This is a genomic window from Microcystis sp. M165S2 (genome assembly GCF_020245885.1).
Lineage (GTDB): Bacteria > Cyanobacteriota > Cyanobacteriia > Cyanobacteriales > Microcystaceae > Microcystis.
This window is the reverse complement of record NZ_JADBTZ010000171.1, coordinates 1-10,001: the sequence shown is the minus strand read 5'-3', so window position 1 is coordinate 10,001 and position 10,001 is coordinate 1. Positions and strand designations below refer to the sequence as shown.

Annotated in this window: 11 protein-coding genes and 1 pseudogene; 10 read left to right on the top strand and 2 right to left on the bottom strand. The window is 42.0% G+C overall.

Features of this window, described 5'->3' with window-relative positions; translation table 11 throughout:
- Together IM479_RS08895 and IM479_RS08890 are read right to left on the bottom strand one after the other, a co-directional pair.
- A pseudogene (locus IM479_RS08895) lies at window positions 1-838 on the bottom strand (RNA-guided endonuclease InsQ/TnpB family protein); the annotation flags it as partial.
- 210 nt (window positions 839-1,048) lie between these two features.
- Window positions 1,049-1,339: a small RNA NsiR4-regulated ssr1528 family protein gene (locus tag IM479_RS08890; protein ID WP_287685029.1), complete on the bottom strand. Its 291-nt coding sequence runs from the start codon at window positions 1,337-1,339 to the stop codon at window positions 1,049-1,051.
- Between the two features lie 20 nt (window positions 1,340-1,359).
- On the opposite strand from IM479_RS08890, the gene IM479_RS08885 reads away from it, so the two are divergent.
- The 10 genes from IM479_RS08885 (at window position 1,360) to IM479_RS08840 (ending at window position 9,912) form a co-directional block, all read left to right on the top strand.
- Window positions 1,360-1,848: a BlaI/MecI/CopY family transcriptional regulator gene (locus IM479_RS08885; RefSeq protein WP_287674181.1), complete on the top strand. Its 489-nt coding sequence runs from the start codon at window positions 1,360-1,362 to the stop codon at window positions 1,846-1,848.
- Window positions 1,848-2,696 (top strand): M56 family metallopeptidase, encoded by an 849-nt coding sequence (locus IM479_RS08880; protein WP_287685028.1) that lies wholly within the window; start codon window positions 1,848-1,850, stop codon window positions 2,694-2,696. Before IM479_RS08885 ends, IM479_RS08880 begins: the two co-directional genes overlap by 1 nt.
- 2 nt (window positions 2,697-2,698) lie before the next feature.
- Window positions 2,699-3,139, top strand: a complete 441-nt coding sequence (locus IM479_RS08875) for a peroxiredoxin (protein WP_287685027.1) — start codon at window positions 2,699-2,701, stop codon at window positions 3,137-3,139.
- Window positions 3,140-3,295: 156 nt separating this feature from the next.
- Window positions 3,296-4,093, top strand: a complete 798-nt coding sequence (rpsB, locus tag IM479_RS08870) for a 30S ribosomal protein S2 (protein WP_043997933.1) — start codon at window positions 3,296-3,298, stop codon at window positions 4,091-4,093.
- Window positions 4,094-4,209: 116 nt separating this feature from the next.
- The gene (gene tsf, locus IM479_RS08865; RefSeq protein ID WP_286825881.1) at window positions 4,210-4,965 is read left to right on the top strand and encodes a translation elongation factor Ts; all 756 of its coding nucleotides are present in this window, start codon (window positions 4,210-4,212) and stop codon (window positions 4,963-4,965) included.
- Window positions 4,966-5,551: 586 nt separating this feature from the next.
- Window positions 5,552-7,036, top strand: coding sequence for a vWA domain-containing protein (locus tag IM479_RS08860; RefSeq protein ID WP_287685026.1), 1,485 nt, complete (start codon window positions 5,552-5,554; stop codon window positions 7,034-7,036).
- Window positions 7,011-8,000 (top strand): toll/interleukin-1 receptor domain-containing protein, encoded by a 990-nt coding sequence (locus IM479_RS08855; RefSeq protein ID WP_287685025.1) that lies wholly within the window; start codon window positions 7,011-7,013, stop codon window positions 7,998-8,000. Before IM479_RS08860 ends, IM479_RS08855 begins: the two co-directional genes overlap by 26 nt.
- A gap of 82 nt (window positions 8,001-8,082) precedes the next feature.
- Window positions 8,083-8,580, top strand: coding sequence for a hypothetical protein (locus tag IM479_RS08850; protein ID WP_287685024.1), 498 nt, complete (start codon window positions 8,083-8,085; stop codon window positions 8,578-8,580).
- 185 nt (window positions 8,581-8,765) lie between these two features.
- Window positions 8,766-9,191 carry a hypothetical protein gene (locus IM479_RS08845; RefSeq protein WP_287685023.1) on the top strand — a complete coding sequence of 142 codons (426 nt, stop codon included), beginning with the start codon at window positions 8,766-8,768 and terminating at the stop codon, window positions 9,189-9,191.
- A 34-nt stretch (window positions 9,192-9,225) separates the two neighbouring features.
- Window positions 9,226-9,912, top strand: coding sequence for a hypothetical protein (locus IM479_RS08840; RefSeq protein ID WP_287685022.1), 687 nt, complete (start codon window positions 9,226-9,228; stop codon window positions 9,910-9,912).
- Window positions 9,913-10,001: the final 89 nt, after the last annotated feature.

The following is a 10,001-nucleotide window of genomic DNA, read 5'->3' as shown; positions in this document are numbered from 1 at the left end:
TAAATCTTCATAAGCTATCAAGTCGTTTGACTGAATTAAACGGAGTGCCAATTTTTTAGCAAACTCTTCTCGTTGCCTACTTACTTTTAAATGTCCCAAGCGCGTACTTTTGACTAGCTTTTTTGTAGTTATTAGACTGCTTTTTGTTCTTTCTAAACTTTTTAGACTTTCTTCTATTCAGTTTATTAAGACGCTTCTCTGCTTTTCGATAATACTTAGGAGGCTCTACTGTATTCCCGTTACTGTCAGCATAAAGATATTTTAGTCCCATGTCTAATCCTACGCAATGACCCGTCGATTCTGATTGTGGGGTTATATCTCTAGCATCGAGTTTTAGCATTAACTGGCAATAATATCCATCAGCCCTTTTAACTATTCTTATCCGTTGAATTTGCCATTCTTGAAAATAAAACAAGTCTCGACTACCAATTAGTTTTAACTCCCCAATGTTTTTTCCATCAGTGAAAGTTATTCTCTTAGAATTTCGATTAAGTTTCCAACCTGACTTTTTAAACTCAACAGAATGAGTACGTTTAGAGTATTTAGGATATCCTTTTTTACCAGCGATTTGGTTCTTGCAATTGTTATAGAACCTAAGAATAGCAGTCCAAGTCCTACGCCACGCCTGTGGACAAGCTGTAGAGTTAAGGTCTTGAACAAAAGGATATTCACTTCTTAATTGAGTGACATATTTATATACATCCTTTTGTCCTACACCTTTATTGTCTTCCCAATATCTAAGACATTTATTCCGAACAAACTGTACTGTCCGAATAGCCTCATCAATGGCTTGATATTGAGATGGTTTTCCTCTAAGCTTGTACTCCAAAACAAACATTTTGCGTTATCGACCCAACGATCGCAAACTATCCTAGCATACTAAAATTAAATTGGCAACTATAGATTAGAGTTATTTTTAGTCGTGCTCGTGTCACTGAGCCTTTACATTGAGCCTTTACATTGAGCCTGTCGAAATGTGTCGAAGTGCCGTTCTATGCTGGCGGAACCTTTCATCTCCGAGGTGAAACCGAGAGATGAAAAGCCGACATTATAGGTAAAAAGCGATTTCTTTTTCCTTGAGAGGAGCAAAATCGGCGGCTAACAACAGCTGATTTAATTCCTCTTGGGGGATATGTTTGGCCCCGATGCGGACAATTCGCGATCTCATCGTGTTAGAAACCCCGCTTCTTTGTCGTCCTGCTTCCAAACCCATTACCCGGTGATAAAGTTCCAATTTTGCTGGGGGAATGGGGGAACCATCAAAATCAATGCCATTAGCGATCGCCACATCAATGGCATCAGCGCCCGTAATCGTGGTTAAATTATTTTCAGTGGACATAAAGACAAGATAAAAGATCGTTGCTATTTTATCAGGCGATCGATATCCGCCGCTATGATCAGGAAAGTAATCTTCATTTCTGTGTGACTATGGCTCAATTGCCGACCTATCAACCAAAACAGTTATCCTTGGGCCCCCTAGAAGCGGAAATTCTCAATATTGTCTGGGAATTGGAACCCGTTAGCGTTAAGGATGTCCACGATCGCATTTTAGCGGATCCAGAACGAGATCTGGCCTATACTTCTGTGACTACGGTACTGCGTCGTTTAACTAATAAAGGCTGGTTAAGTTGTTATAAACAGGGTCGGATTTTCTACTGGAAACCGATGGTTTCTAAGGAACAAGCACAGGCAATTAAAGCCTACGAACAATTACATCGTTTTTTGGCTATTGGTAATGCGGATGTGGTGGCTTCTTTTGCCGATAGTCTCGATACTGCTAGTGTCGAACAATTAAAAGCGATTGCGTCTCGTTTAGATACCCTTCGTCAACAACGGGGAGAACGCTAATGCACAGTTTAATGTTATTACTAGCATTAACTATCGCGGTTAGTTTACGTTGGTTTCTGCCCAGCTATCAGCGTCGTTGGCAGACAACGCTATTTTTCTTTCTCTTTCCTCCTTTGCTGCTGTTAATGACAGTTATATCGGTGGTTTGTATGGGCTATCGTGGGCAAATGTTGGGTTATAACTCCAGTTTAATTAGTTACTTTAGTGCCATAATTTGGCTAGTTTTTGCTATATTTTGTTTGATAAAACTCTCCTATCAAACTTGGCAAACCCATCGGGATTTTAGCAGTTATCCCCTCAAAAAAATCACCGCTCAGAAGGCGAGAGTTTTAGCGATAGATTTTCCCTACAGTGCCAGAGTTGGCTTCTGGAAGTCGCAATTAATTGTGACGCAAGGATTATTAAATCTCTTAGATCAAGAACATTTACAAGCAGTTTTAGCCCACGAACAAGCTCACCAAGAATATCATGACACTTTCTGGTTTTTCTGGTTAGGTTGGTTGCGATCGATGTCTTCTTGGCTGCCCAATAGCGAAAATTTATGGTTAGAATTAGTCTTCTTGCGGGAATTGCGCGCTGATAAGTACGCTTCCGGACAAGTGGATTATTTACTATTAGCTGAATCCCTGCTTTTAGTGGCAGAAAAAGTTAATCAAGTAGCGGAAATAAATTTCTCCGATAGTTGCTGTGTCGCTCTCAATGATAATTCTTTAAATAATCGTTTATTAGAGAGAATCGATGCTTTAGTCGAGTCAGAAAAACCCGAACTTCCCAGATTTAACTATCAAGTCTGGCTATTGCTTTCCCTCTCCCTCGCTCCTTTCTTACTCTTGCCTTTACACTCTTAAAAATGACCCTAGAAGTTGGACAAAAAGCCCCCGAATTTGCCAAATTAGCAGATTTTGCCGGTCAGTGGTTGGTCTTATATTTTTATCCCAAAGATAACACTCCGGGCTGCACCGCAGAAGCGATCGATTTCACCGCTTTGTCGCCGCAATTTCAGCAATTAAATGCGGTAATTCTGGGAGTTAGTCCCGATTCAGAAAAGTCCCACTGTCGTTTTATTGAAAAACACAATTTAACTATTCAATTATTGAGCGATACCGAGCATCAACTGGCGGAAATTTATCAAGTCTGGGGATTAAAAAAATTTATGGGCAAGGAATATATGGGGATTAGACGCTCCACTTTCCTGATCGACCCTTGGGGAAATATTGCCTATATTTGGTCAAATGTCAAGGTAAAAGCCCATGCAGAAGCGGTTTTGAAAAAACTTGAGGAATTGCAGTAGGAAGCCCTCAGCACCCAATATTTACGGGTATGTAATCGCGCCCTTTCGTGTTAGACTAGAAAAGTTGTCAAAAATCGCACATCTAGGCGATCGGGTGTTTCTAGGAATCTAGAAATCCAGCCCTAGATGGAGGATAAACCCGAAAAGGAGAAAAATATGCCCGTTGTCTCTCTTGCAGAATTGCTAGAGTCTGGGGTTCACTTTGGCCATCAAACGCGCCGTTGGAACCCGAAAATGTCTCAGTACATCTACACTGCCCGGAATGGGGTTCATATAATTGATTTGGTGCAAACTGCCCAATTAATCGAAGAAGCTTACGAATTTGTCCGAGGAGAAGCCGATAGCGGTAAACGCTTTTTATTCATCGGTACGAAACGGCAAGCGGCAGCAATCATTAAACAGGAAGCTTTACGCAGCGGTAGCCACTTCGTTAACCAACGCTGGTTAGGGGGAATGTTAACCAACTGGGAAACCATTCGCGGCCGGGTAGAAAGACTCAAAGAATTAGAAGAATTAGAAAATAGCGGCGCCCTCGATAAACGACCGAAAAAAGAAGCATCGGTACTGCGTCGGGAATTGGGCAAACTGGAAAAATACCTCGGTGGCATTAAAACCATGCGCCGGCTGCCGGATTTAGTCGTCGTAGTCGATCAGCGTCGGGAATACAACGCTATCCAAGAATGCCAAAAATTGGGCATTCCCATCATCTCCCTCTTGGATACTAACTGCGATCCTGACCTGGTAGATGTGCCGATTCCCGCCAACGATGACGCAATTCGCTCAGTTAAACTGATTTTAGGCAAAATTAGCGATGCGATCATCGAAGGTCGTCGCGGTGGTCAAGCAGCGGTGGAAGAATACGAGGAAGACTACGATAATGAAACCGAGTACGAGGAAGAAGGTGATTATTCCCAATACGCCGCCGAATTTGCCAGTGGAGACGACGATAACTAGGGAAAATTAGCTATTGATCGCGGCTAGGTTCGGGGGGAAACTTTCCGGACCTATCGATCAGTAAAACCTGCCCCTCTCGTGGCATGATCAATTATAAGCAGTAGGTTAGGAATTTTATGGCGGAAATTACAGCACAACAGGTTAAAGAACTTAGGGAAAAGACCGGCGCCGGCATGATGGATTGCAAGAGGGCGCTGACGGAAAACGCGGGGGATATAACCAAAGCGATCGAATGGTTGCGTCAAAAAGGGATTACTTCCGCCGAGAAAAAAGCTAGTCGGGTAGCGGCAGAAGGGATGATCGGCAGTTACATCCACACCGGCAGCCGCATCGGTGTTTTAGTGGAAGTGAACTGTGAAACCGATTTTGTGGCCCGTCGCGAGGAGTTCAAAAAATTGGTTAATGACGTGGCGATGCAGATTGCCGCTTGTCCTAACGTCGAATATGTAAAAGTGGCCGATATTCCCGCCGAAATCTCCGCCAAAGAAAAAGAAATTGAGATGGGACGGGACGATTTAGCCAATAAACCCGATAATATCAAAGAAAAAATCGTGGCCGGCCGCATTGAAAAACGATTGAAAGAACTTTCTCTGCTCGATCAACCCTTTATCCGCGATCAGAACATCAGTATTGACGAATTGCTCAAACAAGCGATCGCTGCTTTAGGAGAAAATATTCAGGTGCGTCGTTTCCAACGCTTTGTACTAGGTGAAGGGATCGAGAAAGAAGAAACGGATTTCGCCGCTGAAGTAGCCGCCCAAATGGGACAAAAAGCCCCGGAACCCGTAGCAGCAGCCCCGCAAGTGGAGGAAAAAGCCCCGGAACCGGCAGCGCAGGATAATCCGCCCGCTAAAGGCAAAAAGAAAAAGTAAGTTAAATGAAGATAAATCCGGTGGGGTGCGAGTTTCGTACCCTTTTTGTCTTCAGGGGAGTGGGGGGACTTGATCAGTTATCAGTAATCAGTCAAAAGAAAAAAGAAATTGGCAACCCAGCAATTCTCATTTTGAAACGATTTTGCCTTGTTTCAGCGACCTAGAGATTCGTTAAAGAATTTTAACCCCTCTAGGTGCAAGGGTTTTAATGTCATGAAACCTTAAAATGAGAATTGCTGGTGCGGTAGGAGTAATGCCTAAGGCGGATCGTCTCTCTCACTACGTCTAGGAGTTTTCGGGGTAGGGGAGGGTTCATAACAGAGTACGCTAATCGGCATAACACGCTTATTGTAATATTATACGGAAAACTTCTTGCGATCACTCCACTTGAGAGTAATATACGGAAAGATTCTTGAAAAAGTGCGTATTTAGCGTAGTATAAGGAAAGTTTCCGTATATTATATAGTTAGACCGCTTAAATCCTGAGCAAGAAAGCCTTTAGAGAGTTTACGGAAGTGGAAAATTATCGATTTATAATTGGCGCTTTTATCAGCAGTAGTCAAAAAACTAAAAACTGGAGGAAACGATGTCAACCGATCAGCTAAATCTTGAGGTTATCGCTGAGCGTCCTGTTGTTCGCAATGACCAAATTTCTGATATTGATATAGCAATCGATCTTCATTCAACCAAGACTATTGGATCGCAAACGACCAACTATGCGATCAATCTCTGTATTGTGATAGATCGCAGTGGGAGTATGGCAGGTGAAAAGCTAGAGCAAGCCAAGAAAAGCTGTTTAGATATATACGAAAGTCTCAACTCAAGTGATCGACTGACCGTACTCGCATTCGATGACGATGTTCTAACTGTCGTAAATCCTCAAACTCCTCCAAATTTAATTAAGGAGCGCATAATGGCTCTTAATTCAGGAGGGCAAACTAATCTGTCGAAAGGCTGGTACTTAGGTCTTCTGGAGTTGCAAACTTATACAACCGACAAGCATATTAATCGACTTATCCTGTTGTCCGACGGTCAAGCCAATGCTGGCGAACAAAAGCCAAGCACCCTCGGCGAAGAATCAAGCCGAGCGAGAAATGAGATGGGAATTACTACATCTACAATCGGAATAGGAACTGATTTCCAAGAGGATATTCTTGCCACTCTTGCAAATGAATCTGGTGGTCGTTTTTGGTTTATTGGTGAAGTTGGGATAGAAGATATTATCAAGGAAGAATTCAGTGGGGCACTTTCGGTATTGTTAGAACGTCCCAGAGTAGAGGTAAACCTTCCTTCCGGTGTCTCGATTACACGAGAGTTGAACAGTCTTCAAAAAACCTCTGATCGTTATCGTATTCGACCAATCAAGGCAAATGACCAATTTTGTTTTGCATTAAGACTTCGGGTAGATCCGTCTAAAGTTGATGGCAACGAGTTCAGCATTAGCGCGACTTTGTTAGATGGCACAGACGTGGTTCAAACAACCGAAACTAGTTTAACTCTTGGCTCCATGCAAGAGTACGTTCAAAGCCCTGAAAATCCTCGTGTAGAAATGGTTGTAACAAAGTACCTGGCAGCCACCTCTGATGAAGAGATGGCTAATCAAATGGATACTGGAAATGTAACCACAATGCTTCAAATGCTACAAAGTCAATCCAATCTAATGAAAGAACTAGAAGCTAAACTTGCTGGAGCTACAGCAATGTCTTGGGGGGATGAAGCTGAAATTCAACGTCGTCAACGACAGGAAATGGAACTTGCCCAGCTTCGTAGGGAAATAGAAGAAAATGAGGCACTCACTACGGTCACTCAGTTGATTGAACTTGCTCAAGGGTTAGGACGAGGAGATCAAGCAAATAGGCTAATCATGTTGTACCGTAAGCTGTCTAAGGGCAGAGAAATGAGGAAAAAAGGATGGGACAGTAGAGGAGATATAGACGATTGGGCTGCTAGAAACGTGCTTGGGGAAGCTTTATCTTTTGCAGATAGTCTCGCAAATAGTTTCCCAGATTTGCAAGAAGAGCTTTTGGAAATCCGCGAGAAGATAAATGAGCAACTGGCACACTTTTCCTAATAAAAAATCATGGTCTCCAATCGGTAAAATCCTAAGCGGATATGGCGAAGGAGAAGGTGCCTATCAAAGTGCCTATGCAATCAATGTAGATGTTGGTTCGTTCCTGAACGGACGAGTATCAGCATACATCCGTATTGCTGAAGATCGACCTATTAATGGTGCAGGAGTAATTTGTCGCGCAAATGAAATGCGATCATTTGTTGCATTTTACGTCGTAACTGATGATACTTCTCCCGATTTATACAGCGTTCGCCTTGCAGCATTCAAGTATGGAAAGATTGTATCGCTAGTGGGTTTAAAGCATTCCATTTCAATTCCCAATCGTCAGTTTCATGTTTCTCTACAGTTCTTTTCCGGTGAGATGATTGGAGAAGTAGTTACGGAAACCAAAACTTATGCTATGTCTTATCTTATACCAGAACTCCCATTTCCTGGTAGTTGTGGTGTAGTTCGCTTCTACAGTTCATCTGTTACAGTACAAAAAATTCAGATTGAGGAGATTAAAATGAAGCCAATTTTACCGGAGGAAGATGAGGAGAGCGAGCAACCAACACATCCAATTTGTGTATTTCTTTCACATTCCAGCGCTGATAAGGAAACAGTATTAAAAGTGATTGAGGCTTTTAAAAAGGCCAATATTTCATATTGGGTTGACCATGAGCAAATCGTCTTTGGTGATCGTATAGTAGACAAGATTGAGGAAGGATTACAAAAAAGTAAGTTTGTTGTTGTCTGTCTAAGTGAAAAATTGATGAATTCTAACTGGTGTCGAGCAGAGTATGGTGCTATTCTTTATAGAGAATTTAGTGGAAATACATCTAGAAGGGTCATTCCGCTAAGTCTCGATGGTTCAAATAACAGTGATGGAATACCCTTGTTACTCTCTGACAAGTTACGTGCCGACTTCACAAATCAGGATAATTTCTCAACATTTATTCGGTTTCTTCGTGAATCTTCTAAATAGAGGGTAAGGCTTTAATTACAAGCTTGAGCGATAATTGAATTGACCGAACTAAAAAACTATGAGGTTTTAAACCTTTTTGAAAATGCCTAAGAAAGATCCAGCCGTACTTAAGCAGGTTACTGTTAGCCTCCCCTTTGGAATTGGTTCCGCCTCATGGGAATCAGACCAGACTGAGAGGAAGGCAGCTTGGGAACTCTATATTGAACTGGTTACTCGCATTGCGGTACAGCCTTTGGCTACACAAGAAGGGTTGATGCGTGAGGCTCTAAACTCTCTCTATACCTTGTTTGGTTCAACTCGTGAAATTCTTAGAAAAGCCGGTCCGGATGTGGGAGCGTCACGAGAGTCAGTAGGCGGTATTTCCATTGCAGTATTAAACAATGGTCTACGCCCGTTTTTATCAAAGTGGCATCCGATGCTACAAGAATGGGAAGTGACTAAAGCGGCTGGAGTAAGTGCCAGCACCCATGAAAAAGCTTGGTCTGAAGAACCAGCTTTGCGAAAGGAACTAAACAAATTGCGAGAAGATTTACAAGAATACGCCAATGCCTTGGCAGAGATTGCAGGGGTTAACTCCTAAATAAGACTACCAAGTAGAAGAACAGAGCCTACAGAGCCTGCTGAAGATAGTTACATTTCGTCTGGTGGCGCGCGCGGTCTAACCATCGCATTGGAGCGGACTGACGCAAATGCCTGGTGCATTGCCAAGTTTACTGGCAGCCGCTCAATGCAACCGTTAGCTAGAAATCTTAGAGAGGACTTCTGATGTCAAGCCAAAGTGGTGGAATTTCTCAATCAAATACTGGCAGTATGTCTGGTGGAATGCAAGCATCGATTGGAGACAATACCCAGCAGGTTATGCATTCTCAAACATCTCAGCCACAAGGTTTATCTAAGGAGGAGGTTCGTGAGTTACTTGATCAGCTTAAAGAAATTGTTAGGGATTCATTAATGCCAGAAAGCTTTAAGAAGAAAGCAGAAAGCCGTCTTGAATCAGTCATTCATGAAGTAGAAGAGGAAGAAACTGACAAACAATTAGTTGGGGGCAACTTAAAACGAGTTGCCGAAGTTTTTGAGGATGCTGGTAAAGCGGTTGAATCTGGGACAAACTTGTTAGGTAAAGTTGAACCTATATTTCGGAAACTGCTGGGCTGGTTAGGTTTAGCTAAAGGTTTCTTTGGTTTTTGCTAGATCCTTACTATAACTAAACTTTGAGTATGAAGTCATGTCTAACCCTAATAATGAGCCAAAACTAGAGCAAAATTCTGAGAATTCCAGTATGGGAGGAATGCAGGGGACTATTGGGACAGGCAACTTACAAAGCCAAGGTAACTTCAATACATTTCTTACAACCGTATCAAAAATCAACGGTCAAACACCTGTTATTCATGTATATCGGATTATTCGGAATCTTAATTTAAGATATGGACTGTGTCACAAAGAAGTTTATCCTAGAGTGGGAGAACTCTACGAAAAAGATTCAAAATTCAGAAGTTTAATAGATGTAGTTAATGCATACCAGAAGTGGGAGACTTGTTCTCTCAAAATAAAGCGAACTATTTTAATTATTCTGGTAGCGGCTTCATTCTTGGGGTGCTTTATTACTTTTTCTCTAATAAACAAAGAATCAGATTTTTATGTCCATTCAGGGTCAGAGTATTTTAATTTTCTTGAGGATCGTACTTTAGGATTATATGGTAAATACCATGACTATTTTAATTCTTTACCTAGTATCGAAAGAACTGGATCAGAATCTGCAACATATGGAATGCTCGTTCTTATAGGATCCATTGGTTTATTCTGGTTGCACTCTGGGCAGGACGAAAGGATGAGTCGGAAGATTGAGAAATCTCTCGAAGATTATCGAAAATTTGGGTTAAAACCCCGTCCTTTGAGGACGGCTTTAAGCTAAAATGGAAAAAGCGATAACCAAGCTAAAAACTGAACCTTGACCACAGATAGTAGGGGGTTTCGTTCAGAAAAGACTTCAAATTCGGCCTT

What these genes read in the sequence shown, in the direction of transcription:
- IM479_RS08880 (WP_287685028.1), top strand. Translation starts at nt 1,848, where the DNA reads ATGCACAGTTTAATGTTATTACTAGCATTAACTATCGCGGTTAGTTTA.
- tsf (WP_286825881.1), top strand. Translation starts at nt 4,210, where the DNA reads ATGGCGGAAATTACAGCACAACAGGTTAAAGAACTTAGGGAAAAGACC.
- IM479_RS08840 (WP_287685022.1), top strand. Translation starts at nt 9,226, where the DNA reads ATGTCTAACCCTAATAATGAGCCAAAACTAGAGCAAAATTCTGAGAAT.
- rpsB (WP_043997933.1), top strand. Translation starts at nt 3,296, where the DNA reads ATGCCCGTTGTCTCTCTTGCAGAATTGCTAGAGTCTGGGGTTCACTTT.
- IM479_RS08850 (WP_287685024.1), top strand. Translation starts at nt 8,083, where the DNA reads ATGCCTAAGAAAGATCCAGCCGTACTTAAGCAGGTTACTGTTAGCCTC.
- IM479_RS08860 (WP_287685026.1), top strand. Translation starts at nt 5,552, where the DNA reads ATGTCAACCGATCAGCTAAATCTTGAGGTTATCGCTGAGCGTCCTGTT.
- IM479_RS08845 (WP_287685023.1), top strand. Translation starts at nt 8,766, where the DNA reads ATGTCAAGCCAAAGTGGTGGAATTTCTCAATCAAATACTGGCAGTATG.
- IM479_RS08875 (WP_287685027.1), top strand. Translation starts at nt 2,699, where the DNA reads ATGACCCTAGAAGTTGGACAAAAAGCCCCCGAATTTGCCAAATTAGCA.
- IM479_RS08855 (WP_287685025.1), top strand. Translation starts at nt 7,011, where the DNA reads ATGAGCAACTGGCACACTTTTCCTAATAAAAAATCATGGTCTCCAATC.
- IM479_RS08890 (WP_287685029.1), bottom strand. Translation starts at nt 1,339, where the DNA reads ATGTCCACTGAAAATAATTTAACCACGATTACGGGCGCTGATGCCATT.